Source organism: Pseudomonas sp. NFACC56-3 (assembly GCF_900100025.1).
Classification (GTDB): Bacteria; Pseudomonadota; Gammaproteobacteria; order Pseudomonadales; family Pseudomonadaceae; genus Aquipseudomonas; species Aquipseudomonas fluorescens_AA.
On sequence record NZ_FMTK01000016.1, the window covers coordinates 122,439 to 140,478 of the forward strand.

General features: G+C 61.9%; 17 protein-coding genes and 1 pseudogene. 6 read left to right on the top strand and 12 right to left on the bottom strand.

Going from position 1 to position 18,040, the window contains the following annotated elements; all coding sequences use genetic code 11:
• Positions 1–10 precede the first annotated feature (10 nt).
• Positions 11–604: a hypothetical protein gene (locus BLO80_RS20495; protein ID WP_092334196.1), complete on the bottom strand. Its 594-nt coding sequence runs from the start codon at positions 602–604 to the stop codon at positions 11–13.
• Complete coding sequence (locus BLO80_RS20500) at positions 570–1,307, bottom strand: SURF1 family protein (protein WP_092334166.1); 738 nt, start codon at positions 1,305–1,307, stop codon at positions 570–572. The genes BLO80_RS20495 and BLO80_RS20500 overlap by 35 nt, the downstream gene beginning before the upstream one ends.
• A 70-nt stretch (positions 1,308–1,377) precedes the next feature.
• On the opposite strand from BLO80_RS20500, the gene BLO80_RS20505 reads away from it, so the two are divergent.
• Positions 1,378–1,581 (top strand): twin transmembrane helix small protein, encoded by a 204-nt coding sequence (locus BLO80_RS20505; protein WP_092334164.1) that lies wholly within the window; start codon positions 1,378–1,380, stop codon positions 1,579–1,581.
• 7 nt (positions 1,582–1,588) lie between these two features.
• Here BLO80_RS20505 and BLO80_RS20510 read toward each other — a convergent pair whose 3' ends face one another.
• From BLO80_RS20510 to coxB, 4 genes are all read right to left on the bottom strand, one after another.
• Entirely contained in the window at positions 1,589–2,476 is an 888-nt protein-coding gene (locus BLO80_RS20510; RefSeq protein WP_092334162.1) for a cytochrome c oxidase subunit 3, read from the bottom strand.
• A gap of 24 nt (positions 2,477–2,500) precedes the next feature.
• Positions 2,501–3,052 carry a cytochrome c oxidase assembly protein gene (locus tag BLO80_RS20515; RefSeq protein WP_092334160.1) on the bottom strand — a complete coding sequence of 184 codons (552 nt, stop codon included), beginning with the start codon at positions 3,050–3,052 and terminating at the stop codon, positions 2,501–2,503.
• A gap of 131 nt (positions 3,053–3,183) precedes the next feature.
• On the bottom strand, positions 3,184–4,776 hold the full coding sequence (ctaD, locus tag BLO80_RS20520) for a cytochrome c oxidase subunit I (protein ID WP_092334158.1): 1,593 nt from the start codon (positions 4,774–4,776) through the stop codon (positions 3,184–3,186).
• A gap of 82 nt (positions 4,777–4,858) precedes the next feature.
• Positions 4,859–5,986: a cytochrome c oxidase subunit II gene (gene coxB / locus BLO80_RS20525; RefSeq protein ID WP_092334156.1), complete on the bottom strand. Its 1,128-nt coding sequence runs from the start codon at positions 5,984–5,986 to the stop codon at positions 4,859–4,861.
• Positions 5,987–6,360: 374 nt separating this feature from the next.
• Between coxB and BLO80_RS20530 the strand changes: the two genes are divergently transcribed.
• Positions 6,361–7,011: a hypothetical protein gene (locus BLO80_RS20530; RefSeq protein ID WP_025211149.1), complete on the top strand. Its 651-nt coding sequence runs from the start codon at positions 6,361–6,363 to the stop codon at positions 7,009–7,011.
• Between the two features lie 391 nt (positions 7,012–7,402).
• Here the strand turns inward: BLO80_RS20530 and BLO80_RS20535 are convergent, their stop codons facing one another.
• The 3 genes from BLO80_RS20535 to BLO80_RS20545 all read right to left on the bottom strand — a co-directional run bounded on the left by BLO80_RS20535 (position 7,403) and on the right by BLO80_RS20545 (position 11,008).
• Entirely contained in the window at positions 7,403–8,932 is a 1,530-nt protein-coding gene (locus BLO80_RS20535) for a SulP family inorganic anion transporter (protein ID WP_092334381.1), read from the bottom strand.
• 88 nt (positions 8,933–9,020) lie between these two features.
• Positions 9,021–9,752, bottom strand: coding sequence for a carbonic anhydrase (locus BLO80_RS20540; protein WP_092204874.1), 732 nt, complete (start codon positions 9,750–9,752; stop codon positions 9,021–9,023).
• Positions 9,753–9,949: 197 nt separating this feature from the next.
• Positions 9,950–11,008 carry a PA0069 family radical SAM protein gene (locus BLO80_RS20545; protein WP_092334379.1) on the bottom strand — a complete coding sequence of 353 codons (1,059 nt, stop codon included), beginning with the start codon at positions 11,006–11,008 and terminating at the stop codon, positions 9,950–9,952.
• A 182-nt stretch (positions 11,009–11,190) separates the two neighbouring features.
• Between BLO80_RS20545 and BLO80_RS20550 the strand changes: the two genes are divergently transcribed.
• On the top strand, positions 11,191–11,871 hold the full coding sequence (locus BLO80_RS20550; RefSeq protein WP_092334377.1) for a phosphatase domain-containing protein: 681 nt from the start codon (positions 11,191–11,193) through the stop codon (positions 11,869–11,871).
• On the opposite strand, the gene BLO80_RS20555 is transcribed toward BLO80_RS20550, so the two are convergent.
• From BLO80_RS20555 to prlC, 3 genes are all read right to left on the bottom strand, one after another.
• Entirely contained in the window at positions 11,813–13,864 is a 2,052-nt protein-coding gene (locus tag BLO80_RS20555) for a M3 family metallopeptidase (RefSeq protein ID WP_092334375.1), read from the bottom strand. The two genes, BLO80_RS20550 and BLO80_RS20555, sit on opposite strands and share 59 nt — an antisense overlap.
• Before the next feature lie 116 nt (positions 13,865–13,980).
• Positions 13,981–14,259, bottom strand: a complete 279-nt coding sequence (locus BLO80_RS20560) for a YheV family putative zinc ribbon protein (protein ID WP_092204877.1) — start codon at positions 14,257–14,259, stop codon at positions 13,981–13,983.
• A complete protein-coding gene (gene prlC / locus BLO80_RS20565) occupies positions 14,256–16,307 on the bottom strand; it encodes an oligopeptidase A (protein WP_092258364.1) in 2,052 nt (683 codons plus the stop codon). Before prlC ends, BLO80_RS20560 begins: the two co-directional genes overlap by 4 nt.
• Positions 16,308–16,406: 99 nt before the next feature.
• On the opposite strand from prlC, the gene BLO80_RS20570 reads away from it, so the two are divergent.
• The 3 genes and pseudogenes from BLO80_RS20570 to BLO80_RS30345 form a co-directional block, all read left to right on the top strand.
• On the top strand, positions 16,407–16,952 hold the full coding sequence (locus BLO80_RS20570) for a gamma carbonic anhydrase family protein (protein WP_092334373.1): 546 nt from the start codon (positions 16,407–16,409) through the stop codon (positions 16,950–16,952).
• 88 nt (positions 16,953–17,040) lie between these two features.
• Positions 17,041–17,691 carry an HAD family hydrolase gene (locus BLO80_RS20575; protein WP_060739818.1) on the top strand — a complete coding sequence of 217 codons (651 nt, stop codon included), beginning with the start codon at positions 17,041–17,043 and terminating at the stop codon, positions 17,689–17,691.
• Between the two features lie 232 nt (positions 17,692–17,923).
• A pseudogene (locus BLO80_RS30345) lies at positions 17,924–18,040 on the top strand (IS110 family transposase); the annotation flags it as partial.

Genomic DNA, 18,040 nt, shown 5'->3' on the forward strand with positions numbered 1-18,040 from the left:
GTCGATGCCCTCATCCGATGTTCGACAGTTTCAGCAAGTGGCGCAGGTCGTTGAGCAGGTCCTTGCCCTTGACCCGGGCGTCGTAGCGCAGCACCAGATTGCTGTGGGGGTCGATGATCCACAGTTGGGCGCCACCGGAGCCCTGGGCGCCTTTCTGATAGGCCGGCAGGTCCAGTGGGTAGCGTTGAAGTTGCGGGTATTCGCGTTGCAGTTGAGCGTCGTACTCGGCGTCCAACGGTTGCGCCACCGCCAGGGCATGGCTGGCGCGAGAGGCTTCGCGGCCCAGGCCGATCTGGACTTGCCGGGCCAGGTACACCAATTGCCGGCAATCCACCGAGCATTCCTGTGGCGCCGTGACCAGGATCTGCCAGCGCTGTTCATCGGCCTGCACGCCAATCTCGGCGCGGGTCTGGCCGGTGCCGATCAGTTCGCCGTGGTAGCTGCGGCTGTCGGGCACCCAAAACTGGAATTTGTACATGCCGGTGGCCAGGATCATCGGGCCGATCACCCCCAGCAAGATCAGCAGCAATTGCACGCGGCCCTTGCGACGGTTGTGTGCCGCGGGCGCCTCAGACGTGTTGGTTGGATTCATGGTGCTTCCCATGGTGTCTCCCTGCGTTGTGCCATCCGAGATAAAGAAAAAGGCCGAACAGGGCCGCCGCCATGGCGAACCACTGCACGGCATAACCGAGGTGTTTTTCCGGGCTCATGGCTACCACCGGCCAATCGGTGCGGTAGGCGCCGGGGCCGTTTTGTTGGCGCATTTCATAGGCGAAGCCACTGCGACCCAGGTCGGCCCAGAGCTTGTCCGGCTCGATGGCGGTAACCAGTCGCGGCCAGGGGGCGCCCGTCGGGTCGGGGTGGAGCTGGAACGTCGCGCCCGGTGCGACATAGACCCAGGCCTGGAGGCTGACGGGTTGTTCCGGCGTGTCGAAGACCGGCGGGGTGCGCCGGTCCGGCCAGAGCAGCCAGCCGCGATTGACCAGCAGCCAGAGCCCGGTCCGGTGGTCGAGGAACGGTTGCAGCAACTCGACGCCGACCTTGCCGTCGTGTTGGCGGTTATCCAGCAGGATGCTGTGTTCGGCGTCGAACTGGCCCTGCAGCGTGACCGCTCGAAAGGCCGGGTCGGTGGTGTGCGCCAGCTCGGTGCTGTCCATCGGCGGCGCCACGCGGCGCTCGGCGTAAGTGTCCATGAGCACACGCTTCTGTTCGCCCCGGCTCAATTGCCAGAACCCCAGGCACACCATCACCGGCACCAGCACGGCCACCACCAAAGACGGCACGATGCCCGGCCGGAAACCTTTCATGGCGCCGTCCGAAAGCGGTTCATCGGGATAGCTATACTCACGTGCATCGCGTCCCTCCGGAGTGTTCCTGATGCTAAAAGCAGCCATCGTCCTGATGCTGATTGCCACGATTGCCAGCCTGTTCAGTGGCCTGTTTTTTCTGGTCAAGGACGACAGCGATTCCAATCGCCTGGTTATCGCCCTGGCGGTGCGGGTCAGCCTGGCCGCTGTCACCGTCGGCTTGATCGCCTGGGGTTTCTTCAGCGGCCAGTTGGTGTCTCACGTGCCTTGGTGAGGGCTGTTCAGAGCACGTAGACGAAGATGAACAAGCCGATCCACACCACATCGACGAAGTGCCAGTACCAGCTCGCCGCCTCGAAGCCGAACTGGTGCTCGTTGTCGAAGTGCCCGCGCATGATGCGCATCAGCATGACGAACAGGATGATCGTGCCGATGGTGACGTGGGCGCCGTGAAAGCCCGTGAGCATGAAGAAGGTCGCGCCGTAGACGCCGGAGCCCAGGGTCAGGCCCAGTTCTTTATAAGCGTGGATGTATTCCTCGGCCTGGAAGCCCAGGAAGGCACAACCCAGCAGGACGGTGATGGCCAGCCAGATCTTTAGCGCGCCGCGATGACCTTTTTTCAGGGCATGGTGGGCGATGGTGACCGTGACGCTGGAGCTGACCAGCAAGATGGTGTTGAGCAGCGGCAAGCCCCAGGGGCTGATGACGTCCTTGGGCGCCGGGAAGAGTTTCGGGTCGGGGTTGTTCAGCAGCGGCCAGGCGAACTCGAAGCTCGGCCAGAGCATGTGTGACAGGCCCTTGGTGCCTTCGCCCGCCAAGCCCGGTGCGGAGATCATGCGCACATAGAACAGGGCGCCGAAGAACGCGATGAAAAACATCACCTCGGAAAAGATGAACCAGCTCATGCCCCAGCGGAACGAGCGGTCGAGCTGGGCGCTGTACAGCCCGGCGCGGCTTTCCTTGATCACCGCGCCGAACCAGCCGAACAGCATGTAGGCCACCAACAGGCCGCCGACGAAAAAGATCAGCGGGCCGTGGGATTCGGGCCGGGCGGCTTTCAGGTCATTGAACCAGGTCGCCAGGCCGTACACCGTGACGAACATCCCGACCGTGGCGATGATCGGCCATTTGCTCTGGGCCGGAACGTAATAGTGTTCGTGAGTTGCCATTTATTGTTCTCCTTATCGGGCACGCTATCGGTCAGTGTTTAAAGCCACCGGTGGATGACGAGCGGTGATGTCGAACAGCGTGTAGGACAGCGTCAGATGCTTCACTTCCTTGGGCATGTCCCGGTCAACGATGAAGCGCATGGGCATTTCGATGCGTTCGCCGGGTTGCAGCACTTGCTGGGTAAAACAAAAGCATTCGGTCTTGTGGAAATACGCCGCCGCGGTGCTGGGTGCGATGCTCGGAACCGCCTGGGCACTCATCGGCCGGTCGGTGGGGTTGTGGGCGACAAACACCATTTCGTTCACCGCCCCCGGCTGGACCACCAACTGATCGCCCTTGGGGTAGAAGTCCCAGGGCATGTCCACCGAATTGGTCGACAGGAACTGCACGCGAACCTGGCGCGATTCATCGACGGTCTGCTCGCCTTCGTATTGCCCGGCGGTCTTGCCGTTGATGCCGAACGCCTTGCACATCACGTCGTAGATCGGCACCAGGGCAAACCCGAAGACGAACATGGCCACCACCACCACCAGCAGGCGGGTGACCAGTTTTTTCATCGAAATCGAATCAGCCATGGACGCGGCTCCTTGCACCGAACCCTGTGGGAGCGGGCTTGCTCGCGAAGAACGATGACGCGGTGTTTCTGTTAGACCGCGTCGTCTGATTCGCGAGCAAGCCCGCTCCCACACAGGTCCTCTGTGTCATCTCATTTCACTTCCGGCGGCGTGGTAAAGGTGTGATACGGCGCCGGCGACGGCACGCTCCACTCCAGCCCTTCGGCACCGTCCCAAGGCTTGGCCGGTGCGGGTGGGCCGCCGCGGATGGTCTTGATCACGATGAACAGGAAGAAGATCTGCGTGGTGCCGAACATGAATGCGCCAATGGACGAGACCATGTTGAAGTCGGCGAACTGCAGGTTGTAGTCGGGGATCCGCCGGGGCATGCCCGCCAGCCCGACGAAGTGCATCGGAAAGAACGCCATGTTCATCCCAATGAACGACAGCCAGAAGTGCAGCTTGCCGAGGGTTTCGTCGTACATGTGGCCGGTCCATTTCGGCAGCCAGTAGTAGGCCGAGGCGAAGATCCCGAAGATCGCGCCGGGCACCAGTACGTAGTGGAAATGCGCGACCACGAAGTAGGTGTCCTGGTATTGGAAGTCCGCCGGGGCGATGGCCAGCATCAGCCCGGAGAAACCGCCGATGGAAAACAGGATCACGAACGCCACGGCAAACAGCATCGGCGTCTCGAAGGTCAGCGAGCCTTGCCACATGGTGCTCGCCCAGTTGAACACCTTCACCCCGGTGGGCACGGCGATCAGCAGGGTGGCGTACATGAAGAACAGCTCGCCCACCAACGGAATGCCGACCACGAACATGTGGTGCGCCCAGACGATGAACGACAGGAACGCGATGGCGGCCGTGGCGTAGACCATCGAGGTGTAGCCGAACAACGGCTTGCGCGAGAACGCCGGGATGATCGAGCTGACGGCACCGAAGGCCGGCAGGATCATGATGTACACCTCGGGGTGGCCAAAGAACCAGAACACGTGCTGGAACAGCACCGGGTCACCGCCACCGGCGGCACTGAAGAAGCTGGTGCCGAAGTGGATGTCCATCAGCATCATCGTCACGCAGCCGGCCAGCACTGGCATCACCGCGATCAGCAGGAACGCGGTGATCAGCCAGGTCCAGACGAACAGCGGCATTTTCATCAGGGTCATGCCGGGGGCGCGCAGGTTGAGGATGGTGGCGATCACGTTGATCGCGCCCATGATCGAGCTGATGCCCATCAGGTGGATGGCGAAGATGAAGAACGTCACGCTTTCCGGCGCATAGGTGGTGGACAGCGGGGCATAGAAGGTCCAGCCGAAGTTCGGCCCGCCCCCCGGGGTGAACAGCGTCGACACCAGCATCAGGAACGCGGCCGGCAGCAGCCAGAAGCTGAAGTTGTTCATGCGCGGCAGGGCCATGTCCGGCGCACCGATCATCAACGGGATCATCCAGTTGGCAAGGCCGACGAACGCCGGCATCACCGCGCCGAAGACCATCACCAGGCCGTGCATGGTGGTCATCTGGTTGAAGAATTCCGGCTGCACGATCTGCAGGCCCGGCTGGAACAGCTCGGCGCGGATCACCATGGCGAACGAGCCGCCCAGCAGGAACATCGAGAAGGCGAACCACAGGTACAGCGTGCCGATATCCTTGTGGTTGGTGGTCAGCACCCAGCGCATCAGGCCCTTGGCGGGGCCGTGGGCGTGGTCGGCGCCGGCATGACCGTGGTCATCGATCACAGCACTCATGTCCTGTCTCCTTCGAACGAGTGGGCTGGACGGCGCGGGGCAATGAGCCCCGACCGGTTGCGGGAACAAGCGTCAGGCCGGCTCATTGGCTTTCCGCCTGTTTGAGTTCCAGCACTTCTTTCGGCGTCACCATGTCGCCCTTGTTGTTGCCCCAGGCGTTACGTTCATAGGTCACGACCGCGGCGATATCGACTTCCGACAATTGTTTGCCGAACGCGGCCATGGCGGTGCCCGGCTTGCCGTGGAAGACAATGCTCAGGTGATCGGCCTTGGGCCCTGTGGCGATTTTCGAGCCCTTGAGTGCCGGGAACATCGGCGGCAGGCCCTGGCCTTCGGCCTGGTGACAGGCCACGCAGGTGGTGTGGTAGACCTTGTCGCCGCGCTCAACGAGTTCTTCGCGCGTCCATTCCTTGCTGGTCAGCTCTTTAAGCTGCGCGGCTTCGGCCTTGCGTTCGCCCAGCCATTTCTCATAGTCGGGCTTGCTCTTGACCTCCACCACGATCGGCATGAAACCGTGGTCCTTGCCACACAGCTCGGCGCACTGGCCGCGGTACAGGCCGGGCTTGTCGACACGGGTCCAGGCTTCGTTGACGAACCCGGGGATCGCATCGCGCTTGACCGCGAAGGCTGGTACCCACCAGGAGTGGATCACGTCGGCGGAGGTCACCAGAAAGCGCACCTTGGCATCGACCGGCAGCACCAGTGGCTTGTCGACCTCCAGCAGGTAATGCTCGCCCTTGGCGCTCTGGTTATGGATCTGTTCGGCGGGGGTCGCCAGGTTGCTGAAGAACTCGACGTCCTGGCCCAGGTACTTGTAGTGCCATTTCCATTGATAGCCAGTGATCTGGATATCGATGTCCGACTCGCTGGAGTCGTACATCTTGATCAGGGTGGCGGTGGCGGGAATCGCCATCAGCACCAGGATCACGAAGGGCACGATGGTCCAGAGGATTTCAACGCGGGTGTTTTCGTGGAAATGCGCGGCATTCTGGCCGGTTGAGCGGCGGTGCATCATCATCGACCAGAACATGGCGCCGAAGACGATGATGCCGATGACCACACAGATCCAGAAGATGGTCATGTGCAGGTCGAACACTGCGTTGCTGATCTGTGTGGCTCCAGGCGCCATATTCACAGTCCAGGCCGCTTGTGCCTGGCTGAAAATCGACCACAACAGGAGGCCCATCCATACGTGTGGATGTCGCGTCATTGCGGGTTCCCCTTATCGTTCTTGTTATCCCGTAGGCGTAACGCCTGCGGCAAGGGATCGGCTACTTCAGACTACCAACTTGAACCGCCGCGCCTTGCTGCACATGCAATCGGGTGTCATCAGCTAACTCCATTCCAACCCGAGTATAGACAGCACCTGCAACCTCGCAACGCGATGGCGTAAATCGTTTGAAACAGCCGGGGCTTGCGCTAGAGCCCGCGAATGGAGAAGGATGCGAGCCTGAGTGATGGCAAACCGATATAACTGCGACGCAGCAAGGACGAGGCGGTTATGAAAAATAGGTCTTAGGAGTGTTTTTGGGCCAGCTAAGTTATGTCTTCCCTATTTCTTTGCCTTTGTTTCCTGGAGTTGTCATGAACACCGCCGCATTGCGCGAGCAGATCCAAAAAGCCCAACAACACGAAGCCGAGACCGGCCAGTTGACCCGTCAGTTGACGGCCCAACTGCCGAACCTGCACCGAGCCATTCAATTGCCGGACGCGAACGCCAACGACGTCCTGGCGCGTTTTGTCGCCGCCTACATTGATGAGGTCCCCGACCTGCTGGATGCAGCCAATGATGTCGCCAGGGAGGCGGGTATCGAGTCGCAGATCAAACCGGTACTGAAGATTGCCGAACAGTACTTCCTCCAGCCGCCGACCATCATGGCCGGGCATGTCGGGCTCGACAGCCTCCTGGACGAAGCCTACCTGGCGCATCGGTTCGTCGAAGAGGTCAACGACCTGTACATCAAGCATTTCGGCCAGCCATTGATCCCCTTGGACATGACGGTCGCCAATCTGATCGCCCACCAGTTGATCGGTGAGGCATTTGCCAACCAACTCGATGAAGTGGTCCATCACACGTTCGATGAGATGCTCAACGACGAGACGTTTGCATTGGAGTCGGTAGAAACCTACCGCGAGAAGCTCAGCAGCCCGGAAACCGGCGCGGCCTGGAAGCGCTGGCCGTGCATGTCCCGTCGTCTGGGCGTGGGATTGGAGCTGGATCAGCCGGCGGCTTGATTCGGCCGAAACACATAACCCCTGTGGGAGCGGGCTTGCTCGCGAAAGCGGTGTATCGGTTAGCGAATGAGGTGCCTGACACTACGCCTTCGCGAGCAAGCCCGCTCCCACATTGAATCCGGGTGGTTCACAAAATAGGTGTCCAGCAACAGCCCCTGTGGGAGCGAGCTTGCTCGCGATTGCATTGGACCAGCAACATCACAGTTGCCTGACACCGCCATCGCGAGCAAGCTCGCTCCCACATTGAATCCGGGTTGTTCATAAAGCGTGTGTCCAGCAACAGTCCACTGTGGGAGCGAGCTTGCTCGCGATTGCATTGGACCAGCAACATCACAGTTGCCTGACACACCGCTATCGCGAGCAAGCTCGCTCCCACAGGGTTTCTTGGGTGTCAGGCGGACGCCGCGCCAACCCCCACGGTCGTGCGCAGCCGCCCCTCCAACCTGCGCTTGAGCCCACGGGATTCGATCAGCAGCTTCGAACCCTTGCTGGCGTTCGCCCGGCCCCATTCTTCCAGCAACTCCAGGCACGAGTGGTCGATGTAGCTCAGGTTATTGAGCGGCACATGCACGGTCGCGCCGGTGGGTATGGTGCTCAGTACCTGGGTCAATGCCGGCACCTTGAGGAAGGTGGCCGCCCCGACCAGGCGCAGTTCCATCTCGCCTTCCTGGGGCAGGTCGATCAGGCTGATTTTCAGGCGCGAGGCTTTCCAGGCCAGTTTCGCCAGGGTCAGGCCGAAACCGATCAGCACGCCGGTCAGCAGGTCGGTGAAGATGATCGCCAACGCCGTCGCGGCGTAAACGAACATCGGCATCCGGCCATAACGGCCCAGGCTGCGAAACGCCTTGAGGTCCACCAGTTTGAAACCGGTGTACACCAGCACACCCGCCAGGCTCGCCACCGGAATGCTTTGCAGCACGCTGGACAGGAACAATACGAACAGCAGCAACCACAGGCCGTGGAAAATCGTCGACATCCGCGTGGTGGCCCCGGCCTGGACGTTGGCCGAGCTGCGCACGATCACGCCGGTCATCGGCAGAGCGCCGAGTAGGCCGCAGAGCATGTTGCCGACACCTTGCGCCGACAGCTCCCGGTCGAAGTCCGCACGTTCACCGCTGTGCATGCGATCGACGGCGGCCGCTGACAGCAGGGTTTCGGCGCTGGCGATGAAAGCCACCGCGAACGCGGCGATCAGCAGCGTCGGGTCGGCCAGGTTCAGCAGGTCCGCCGGGCGCAGCCAATCAATGGCTTCGGCCATGTTCTCCGGCACTTCCACACGCTTGACCTGCAAGGCCAGCAGCAGGCTGGCGACGGTTGTCAGGCCGACACCCAGCAAGGCGCCAGGAATGAAGCGCAAGCGGTGGGGGCGAAACTTTTCCCACAGCCACATCACCGCAATCGTCGACAGACCGAGCAGGCCCGCCTGCCAGCCGAAGGACGGCAGGGCCTGGGCCACCGCCGCCGGGAACGCCGCCAGGTTATCCAGCCCGGAGGGCTTGGGCGCGGCGTCGAGCATCACATGGACCTGGGACAGGATGATCAGTACGCCGATACCCGCGAGCATGCCGTACACCACGGCAGGCGCGGTGACCCGGAACCAGCAGCCCAGGCGAAAACGCCCGGCCAACAATTGCAGCAGACCGGCCAGCAACAGGATCGGCCCGAGCATCGCCACGCCATGCTGGCGCACCAGCTCGAACACCAACACTGCCAAGCCGGCGGCCGGGCCGCTGACTTGCAGCTTCGAGCCGGCCAGGAAACCCACCACCAGACCACCGACGATCCCGGTAATCAAACCTTTGGCCGGCGGTAGGCCAGAGGCGATGGCGATACCCATGCACAAAGGCAGGGCCACCAGAAACACAACCACCGAAGCCAACAGCTCCCGTGGCAGAACAGCTTTTAATTGAGCAGCACGCATGGCAACTCTCCCGAAGTTTTCTTCAGGCATGGCGAGGCCCTGCCGCGCAAATGGCGGCAAGGCTTGAACCACACAAGTTTAAGAGTGGTTAGAAGCGCGCTTTGGGCGTCGCCACCGGTATCGGATGGCTGCCATCGAGCGGCAGGAAACGTCCCTGGTCCGCGTCAAAGGCTTTGATCTCGCTGGTCTCGATGTTGTACACCCAGCCATGGATGAACAACTGACCGCTGGCCATGCGCGACGCTACCGAGGGATGCGTTCGCAAATGCTGCAGCTGCGCGATCACGTTTTCTTCGGTGAGGACGGGCATGGTCTGTTTTTCGTCGCCGCACGGACAGTTGTCATGGACCATGGTCTTGGCCACTTCGGCGTGGCGCAGCCAGGCCTTGACCGTGGGCATTTTTTCCAGGGTGTCGGGGTTGAGCACGGCACGCATGGCGCCGCAGTCGGAATGGCCACAGACAATGATGTGTTGCACACCGAGGGCCAGCACGGCGTATTCGATGGCGGTGGAGACGCCGCCGTTCATCTGCCCGTAAGGCGGTACGACGTTGCCGACGTTACGGGTCACGAACAGGTCGCCGGGGGAACTATGGGTGATCAACTCGGGCACGATGCGCGAATCGGCGCAGGTGATGAACATCGCCCGGGGTGCCTGGGCGGTGGCGAGTTTCTTGAAGAGTTCTTCCTGTTGCGGAAAGATCTCGTGATGGAAATGCAAAAAGCCGTCAACAATATGCTGCAGCGCTGCATCGGCGGTTTCCGCCTCGGGTTGGGCTGAAGCCGACGCAGCCAACGGCTGTTTATCCTTGTCACTCATGATTCATCCTCTTTTGAGACGCCAGTGGCTGGTTAAAATACGTCCAGGTCGGGTGTTCGACCTGTCAGTCACTTGCTGAACAAGGTAGCGGCCGAAACTTAACTCAAACTGAAATCGAAGGCTCTAGGACAATGATTTCAGAGGTGGCGAAACGCTGGCGCAGATCATGTCCAGAGCCATTCCAGGTTCAACTTTAATCAAATCAACGACATCTGTCGGCCCGGCGGACAGAAGGCATCGCAGTCAAGATTGTAGCCGTCGCGGCGGTCCAGTCCCAGGCGCTTGAGTGCCTTGGCGAATCGCTGGGCCAGCAGGTCGGCGAACGGGCCTTCTCCGCGCATCCGCGCCCCGAAGCGGCTGTCATACAGTTCGCCACCGCGGCTCTGGCGCACCAGGCTCAGTACGTGAGCGGCGCGTTGCGGGTAATGCGCCTGCAACCACTGCTCGAACAGCGGCGCGACTTCCAGCGGCAGGCGCAGCATGACGTAGGCGGCATTCTGCGCGCCGGCGGCGTGGGCTTCGGCCAGCAGGCTCTCGATCTCGCTGTCGTTGATCATCGGGATCATCGGTGCGCACAGCACCCCCACGGCAATCCCCGCCTCGCGCATGACCTTGATCGCCCGCAACCGTGCCTTGGGCGCCGCCGCGCGGGGTTCGAGAATGCGCTTGAGTTCATCGTCCAGGGTGGTGAGGCTGATCATCACGTGCACCAGGCGTTGTTGCGCCAGCTCGGTCAGCAGGTCCAGGTCGCGCAGGATCAGCGAACCCTTGGTGACGATGGTCACCGGATGCCGATAACGCAGCAGCACCTCGAGAATCCTGCGGGTTATCCGTTGTTCGCGCTCGATAGGCTGATAGGGATCGGTGTTGGACCCCAACGCGATCGGTGCGCATTGATAGCCGCGCCGGGACAATTGCTCTTCCAGCACATCGGCGGCATTGGTCTTGGCGATCAGCTTCGTTTCGAAATCCAGCCCCGGCGACAGGTCCCAATAGGCATGGCTGGGTCGTGCATAGCAGTAGATGCAGCCGTGCTCGCAGCCTCGGTACGGGTTGATCGAGCGGTCGAACGGGATATCGGACGAGGTGTTGCGGGTAATGATGGTCTTCGCCGTTTCGATGCGCACTTCGGTGCCCTGGGTCTGCGGGACTTCCTGATACCAGCCGTCATCTTCGGCCACCGAGCGACTCGGGGCGAAGCGGTTGTGCGGGTTGGTCGCGGTGCCGCGGCCGCGCGGTGGAAGGGTGGCTGGCATGGGAATACTCCGAAAGCTGTATGTGCATACAGTATTCGCTGTGTTCGATTAAGGCCAGTGCCATTCAGCAGCCCAAATAACGGATCGGCGTTCACAACGCTTTGACGTTCTGCTCACAGGCTTTTAACCGCAGCGAGCCGAGACTGAGCCTCCCGTGTTTCTTCATTTTCGGTCGTCCGTGCATGCTCAAGTTCTGCTCCCGTTCGTTGCTCTGCCTGGCCTTGCTCACCGCGCTGGCCGAAGCGCCCGCCCAAGCGGCCGATTCCCCTGAGACGAGACCCGCCGAATGGGCGCAGCCAGTGGAAAAGGACTACAACCTCTATCAGATGTCCCCCACGCTCTACCGCAGCTCCCTGCCGGACGGCGGGGCGGTGCCCTTGCTGACGAAGCTCAGGATCGGCACGGTCATCAGCTTCCTGCCGGAGTCGGACAAGCGCTGGCTGTCCACCCCCGGCATCGAGCAGGTGCAGTTGCCCTATCGCACCAATCACGTCGATGACAGCGACATACTCAGGGCCTTGCGCGCCGTCCAGGCGGCCGAAGCCAAGGGGCCGGTGCTGATGCACTGCAAGCACGGCTCGGACCGCACCGGGCTGGTGGCCGCCATGTACCGGGTGTTGGTCCAGGGCTGGAGCAAAGAAGACGCCCTGAACGAAATGACCGAAGGTGGCTTCGGTGACAGTCATCACTTCAAGGACGGGGTGCGCTACATGATGCAGGCCGACATCGACAAACTCCGCACGGCGCTGGCGAACGGCGATTGCAGCACCAGCGTCTTTGCCCTTTGCTCCCTGGAAAGCTGGGTCAATTCAACGACGCCGGCGCAGCACCTCGACCCCCAGGTGGCGCTGCCGCAGCATTGATCGGCGGCGTGCCGGTAAAGGCGGCGATGGATTCGGCCAATGGTCGCAAGTCGCCCGGGGCAAAAATGGTTTCGCGCAGTGCCCGGCCTGTTGCCGGGTTGAACAGCCCGTCACGCTGGAATCGCTGGAACACCTTGGCGGCCAGTGCCTTCGACCAGGCATAGGCGTAGATCCGCGCGCCATAGCCGGTCACCAGGTAATCCAGGCCATTGGGCCAGCGCTCGTTCGCGGACACCGGCAAATGCCCCACCTGCGCACTGGCTTGATCGAACACCTGCTGGACGGTCCGCCCATCGCCGTGGGTGCGGTGCAGCTCCATATCGAATAACGCGTTGCGCAACAGGACGGCGGTTTCCCAACTGGCCTGGGTGGTGGCAAAGGCCAGCAGTTGGCCGGCGACTTTGTCGGGCATCGTCGCCCCGGTTTGATAGTGCCTGGAGACCCGCACCAGGCATTGCCTGGAGAAGCACCATTGCTCGAACAACACCCCGGCAAATTCGGCGGTGTCGCGGGACAGGCCAGAGATGCCCGACAGGTCACGGTATTCGGCACGGGTCAGGACATGCTGCAGGCAATGACCGAACTCATGGAAAAGAATGCGCAGTTGCAGATGATCGAGCAGGACCGGGGCCGCCCCTACGCTGCGCGGTAGCCAGGCATGCAGCGTCGCAATGGGATGTCGCGGGCGGCCCTCGGCGGTGATGCGGCGGCTGCGCAGGGTGGTGGTATTGGGGTAACCGTCTCGGCTTGCATCCGAAAACGGATCGAAATAGAGGTAGCCAATGACCGATCCCCATTCGCTGACTTCGAAAAGGCGCACATCCGGGTGCCAGGTCGCCACGTCATGTCGCTCAGCGAAGCTCACCCCGAACAGCTCCGTCGCCATCAGCAATAGTTGTGCGAAGGTGGACTCCAAGGGGAACCAGACGCTCAGCGCCTCCTTGGAAAGGCCCGCGGCCTGCTGGCGAAGTTGATTCGCCAGGTAGGGGTAATCCCACGGCTGGAGTTCGTTGAAGCCCTGTTGCGTGGCAAAGGCCTTGAGCTGGCGCGCGTCCCGCTCGAAAGCGCCGTGCTGTCGTTTGAGTTGGGCCCGCAGGAACGCCAGGACTTCTTCGGTGGACACGGCTTGCTCGGGCTCGATCGCCATTTGAGCGAAATCCGAATAGCCCAGGGCGGTGGCGTACCGATGACGGTCTTCCAGCAGCTGCCTGAGGATGTCGCTGTTGTCGAAATGGCCCGCCTGGGGGCCTTGATCCGATGCGCGCGTGCTGTAGGCCTCGTACATCTGCTGACGTAGGGCGCGGTTGTCAGCGTATTGAGTGACGATGCCAAACGATTCTTCGCTGAGCGTCAGCAACCATCCCGGGCGCCCGGCGTCACGTGCCCGCTGGGCCATCTGTTGTTTGAAGCGCGACGGCAGTCCGCTCAACCGGGCTTCATCGTCAAACGCTTTGCTCCAGGCCTGATTGGCCATGTGCAGGTTCTCCAGGAATAACCCCTGGAGTTCGTCGATGCGCAACTTCAACAGATTCAGGTCGGCCGACAGGTGCTCTGCCGACCTGTTCTGGTGGAACTGGCCGAGGATTTTCTTCAGGACCCGTTTGCGAGCCGGGGCGAAATGCTCGGCGATCTGGCTGTCTGACAAGCGCTGGTAAAGCGTGAACAGCGTCGGGTGTTGTTGGAGTTCAACCTGGAAGTCATGCAGCCGTTCAGTGCATTCCAGGGACGCCTGCGCCCAGGCCGCCCCTGGCCTGGTCGTGGTCAGGAGATGCAGCAGATAGCCGAAGCTCTCCAGGCGCCCATGGATTTCGTCCATGGCCAGCACCAGGTCATCCCAGGTGGGAAAGGGGGTCTGGGTCTTGATGATATCGGCCACTTGGGCTCGACTTTCCACCAGGATCCGGTCCAGGGCCGGCGCGAAATGCCGGGCCTGGATGTGGGCAAACGGGGGCAGGTCATAGGCCTGCAACAGCGGATTGTCAGCGTCGAGCATGGGAACCTTCCTGTCAGTCTGTACATGCTGGACAGTCTGTAAAGGAAGGGCCCGGGCCCGGTGGTAAATATGTATCGCTTCCGGGCCGGGCGGCCCGGAAGGTGATGCCGCAGATGTCAGTCGGTTTTTTTCTTCAACTTGGGGTTGGGGAAAAACTGCACCGCCTGGACCTTGGCGTCCGGCACCTTGGGCGCCGGGGTGTTCACGCGGGTGCCCAGTTCCTTGGGCACCGACAGGCCCTGCTCGTTGAGGGTGTCGGAATAACCGCAGGCCACACATTCGCGGTGCGGCACGCCGTCTTCGTTCCACATCATCAACTTGTCCGGCTCACTGCACGCCGGGCAGACCGCCCCGGCGATGAAGCGTCGTTTGGTAATCACAGGCCCCTCGCTCATGCTGCCGCGTCCTCGGTCAGGCCGCTATGGCGCAAGAGTGCGTCAATCGACGGCTCACGGCCACGGAAGTCGACGAACAGCACCATCGGTTCCTGGGAGCCACCACGGGCCAGGATCGCCTCGCGGAAGGCGCGACCGGTGGCTGCGTTGAGCACGCCGTCCTCTTCGAACTTGGAGAACGCATCGGCCGACAGCACTTCCGCCCACTTGTAGCTGTAGTAGCCCGCCGCATACCCGCCGGCGAAGATGTGGGCGAAGCTGTTGGGGAAACGGTTGTAGGCCGGCGGACGCATGACCGACACCTCGTCGCGTACGCCTTCGAGCACTTGCAGCACGCTGCGGCCATCGCCGTGGGTGGCATGCAACTCGAAGTCGAACAGCGAGAACTCCAGCTGACGGACCATCATCAGGCCGGACTGGAAGTTTTTCGCCGCGAGCATTTTTTCCAGCAGGTCCTGGGGCAGTGGTTCGCCGGTTTCGTAGTGGCCGGAAATCAGCGCCAGGCCTTCGGGTTCCCAGCACCAGTTCTCCATGAACTGGCTTGGCAGTTCCACGGCATCCCAGGCCACGCCGTTGATGCCGGACACGCCAGCGTGTTCGACGCGGGTCAGCAGGTGATGCAGGCCATGGCCGAACTCGTGGAACAGGGTGGTGACTTCATCGTGGGTCAACAGCGCCGGCTTGCCACTGTCGGCCGGGGTGAAGTTGCACACCAGGTTCGCGACCGGGCTTTGCAGGACGCCTTCGAAGGTGCGACGACGGTCGCGGGCACCGTCCATCCAGGCGCCGCCACGCTTGTTGGCGCGGGCATAGAGGTCGAAGAAGAAGCGGCCGACGTGCTGGCCGTTTTCCTTGATTTCGAACAGGCGCACGTCCGGGTGCCAGCTGTCGAAGCCTTTCAGTTCGGCGATCTCGATGCCGTAGAGACGCTGGACGATGGCGAACAGGCCGCTCAGAACCTTGTCGATCGGGAAGTAGGCGCGCAGGGCTTCCTGGGCCACGCTGTAACGCTGCTGGCGCAGTTTTTCACCGTAGAAACCGCTGTCCCAGCTTTGCAGGTCGGGGCAGCCCTGTTCGGCGGCATAGGCCTTGAGCTGTTCCAGGTCCTGGGCCGCGAACGGCTTGCTGCGCTTGGCCAGGTCACGCAGGAAACTGAGGACCTGATCGCTGGATTCGGCCATCTTGGTCGCCAGGCTCAACTCGGCGAAGTTGGCGAAACCGAGCAATTGGGCCAGTTCCTGGCGCAGGTCGAGGATCTGTTCCATCACCGGGCCGTTGTCGTTCTGGCCGGCGTTCGGGCCCTGGTCCGAGGCGCGGGTGCAGTAGGCGGCGTAGACTTCTTCGCGCAGGGCGCGGTCTTCGGCGTAGGTCATCACCGCGTAGTAGCTGGGGAATTCCAGGTTGATCAGCCAGCCGTCCAGCTCCTTGGCCTGGGCAGCGGCAGCCATTTGCGCCTTGGCCGAATCGGTCAGGCCGGCGAGGGCAGCCTCGTCGGTGACATGCTTGGTCCAGGCCTGGGTCGCGTCCAGCAGTTGATTGGAGAAGCGGCTGCCCAGCTCGGACAGTTTGCTCTGCACCTCGGCGTAGCGCTTCTGCTGCTCGGGCGGCAGGTCGATGCCCGACAGGCGGAAATCACGCAGGGAATGTTCGAGGATGGTTTTCTGCGCCACGTCGAAACCGGCGGCTTCCGGGCTGTTCGCCAGGGCTTCGAAGGCCTGGAACAATTCGCGGTTCTGGCCCAGTTCGGTGGAGTAGGCACTCAGCGCCGGCAGGCAGGCCTCGTAGGCTTCGCGCAGTTCCGGGCTGTTGCGCACGGCGTTCAAATGACTGACCGGGCTCCAGGCGGCGCCCAGGCGATCATTGAGTTCGTCCATCGCCAATACCAGGCCGGCCCAGGTAGGCTGCTGGACTTGGGTCTTGAGGATTTCGGCAATGGCCGCACGGTTATCAGCCAGGATCTGCTCGATGGCCGGTTGCACGTGCTCGGCACGGATCGCCGAGAATGGCGGCAGGTCATAGGGCTGCAAAAGAGGGTTGTTCACGCTCACGGTCGACACCTTGGCTGGAAGAAACATCGGCCCATCTTAATTACAATCGGCGTTCACCGCAGCTAGCAGCGCCTATCACCGGATAAGAGAGAGTCTATCGTGACCCTTCGCACGTACCAGAACCACAGCCCGCGGCTAGCCCGTGGCGCTTTTGTCGACAGCACCGCGGTGGTGATCGGCGACGTCGAAATCGGCAAAGACAGCTCCGTCTGGCCGCTGACGGTCATTCGCGGCGACATGCACCGCATCCGTATCGGTGCGCGTACCAGTGTCCAGGATGGTTGTGTGCTGCACATCACCCACGCCGGGCCCTTCAACCCGGATGGCTTCCCGTTGCTGGTCGGCGACGACGTGACCATCGCCCACAAGGTCATGCTCCATGGTTGCTCGGTGGGCAGCCGTGTGCTGATCGGCATGGGCAGCATCGTGATGGATGGCGCGGTGGTCGAGGACGACGTGATCATCGGTGCCGGCAGCCTGGTACCGCCGGGCAAACGGCTGGAGAGCGGCTTTTTGTATGTGGGCAGTCCGGTGAAGCAGGTTCGGCCGCTGACGGACAAGGAACGTGCGTTTTTCACCTACAGCGCGGCGAACTACGTGAAGCTCAAGGACCTGCATCTGGCCGAAGGCTACGACCAGGCCTGACGGGTTCGCCTGCCACCGCTATTCATTGTGGCGAGGGAGCTTGCTCCCGCTGGGCTGCACAGCAGCCCCACTACTCCCAGGAACTGCAATGCATTACCAGACTGTACTCTTCGACCTCGACGGCACCCTCACCGACCCGCGCGAAGGCATCACCCGTTCGATCCAGTTCGCCCTGAGCAAATTGGGCATCGACGAGCCCGACCTCACCCGCCTCGAGCACTTCATCGGCCCGCCGCTGTTGCAGGCCTTCATGCAGTTCTACGACTTCGACGAAGCCAAGGCCTGGGAAGCGGTGAATTTCTACCGTGAGCGCTTCAAGGTCACCGGCCTTTATGAGAACCGGGTCTTCGACGGCGTGATGCCGCTGCTGGAAACCTTGGGCGGCCAGGGGCGCCAGTTGTACATCGCCACGTCCAAACCCTGGGTCTTCGCCCGGGAAATCGCCCGCCACTTCGACTTCGCCCGGCACTTCAAGGTGATCTACGGCAGCGAACTGGACGGCACCCGTACCAACAAGGTCGAGCTGATCGCCCACCTGCTGGCCGAAGAAGGCCTCGACCCGGCCAGCACCCTGATGATCGGCGACCGCAAACACGACCTGATCGGCGCCCACAGCAATGGTCTGGATGCGGCAGCGGTCGGGTATGGGTTTGGCAGCCACGAAGAACTCAGCACCGAGCGCCCGGCGTATCACTTCCAGACGGTGGAGGCGTTGCATCAGGCTTTTTTGCGGCGCTGACTGGGTCGTCATCGCGAGCAAGCTCGCTTGTATGGTAGGACTTGAAGGGGGGAGGAGGGACAAAGCTCGATTCTGACTGTTAGCCGCAGTACAGACCGTGGGAGATTTCACCCCTCCTCCTTTCACCCAAGCGCCGATAAAGAATGCATCTGGCCTAGACCGACGATAGGAACAAGCCTGCGCCTCTGGGTGAACCCTTCAAGTGTTCAAACCTTAGCCCGGAGGATTTTCAATGGCAATGCCGGTTTCTGTCGCAAAGCCGATCGTGGGTGTTGATGTCGCCAAAGATGAGTTGGTGATTTATCACGCAGAAACAGATCGACTGGAAGCGCTCCCCAACACCAAGGCA

Excerpts from the sequence above, each read along its gene's own strand:
- BLO80_RS20495 (WP_092334196.1), bottom strand. The coding sequence starts at position 604 with ATGGGAAGCACCATGAATCCAACCAACACGTCTGAGGCGCCCGCGGCA.
- BLO80_RS20500 (WP_092334166.1), bottom strand. The coding sequence starts at position 1,307 with ATGAAAGGTTTCCGGCCGGGCATCGTGCCGTCTTTGGTGGTGGCCGTG.
- BLO80_RS20505 (WP_092334164.1), top strand. The coding sequence starts at position 1,378 with ATGCTAAAAGCAGCCATCGTCCTGATGCTGATTGCCACGATTGCCAGC.
- BLO80_RS20510 (WP_092334162.1), bottom strand. The coding sequence starts at position 2,476 with ATGGCAACTCACGAACACTATTACGTTCCGGCCCAGAGCAAATGGCCG.
- BLO80_RS20515 (WP_092334160.1), bottom strand. The coding sequence starts at position 3,052 with ATGGCTGATTCGATTTCGATGAAAAAACTGGTCACCCGCCTGCTGGTG.
- ctaD (WP_092334158.1), bottom strand. The coding sequence starts at position 4,776 with ATGAGTGCTGTGATCGATGACCACGGTCATGCCGGCGCCGACCACGCC.
- coxB (WP_092334156.1), bottom strand. The coding sequence starts at position 5,986 with ATGACGCGACATCCACACGTATGGATGGGCCTCCTGTTGTGGTCGATT.
- BLO80_RS20530 (WP_025211149.1), top strand. The coding sequence starts at position 6,361 with ATGAACACCGCCGCATTGCGCGAGCAGATCCAAAAAGCCCAACAACAC.
- BLO80_RS20535 (WP_092334381.1), bottom strand. The coding sequence starts at position 8,932 with ATGCGTGCTGCTCAATTAAAAGCTGTTCTGCCACGGGAGCTGTTGGCT.
- BLO80_RS20540 (WP_092204874.1), bottom strand. The coding sequence starts at position 9,752 with ATGAGTGACAAGGATAAACAGCCGTTGGCTGCGTCGGCTTCAGCCCAA.
- BLO80_RS20545 (WP_092334379.1), bottom strand. The coding sequence starts at position 11,008 with ATGCCAGCCACCCTTCCACCGCGCGGCCGCGGCACCGCGACCAACCCG.
- BLO80_RS20550 (WP_092334377.1), top strand. The coding sequence starts at position 11,191 with ATGCTCAAGTTCTGCTCCCGTTCGTTGCTCTGCCTGGCCTTGCTCACC.
- BLO80_RS20555 (WP_092334375.1), bottom strand. The coding sequence starts at position 13,864 with ATGCTCGACGCTGACAATCCGCTGTTGCAGGCCTATGACCTGCCCCCG.
- BLO80_RS20560 (WP_092204877.1), bottom strand. The coding sequence starts at position 14,259 with ATGAGCGAGGGGCCTGTGATTACCAAACGACGCTTCATCGCCGGGGCG.
- BLO80_RS20575 (WP_060739818.1), top strand. The coding sequence starts at position 17,041 with ATGCATTACCAGACTGTACTCTTCGACCTCGACGGCACCCTCACCGAC.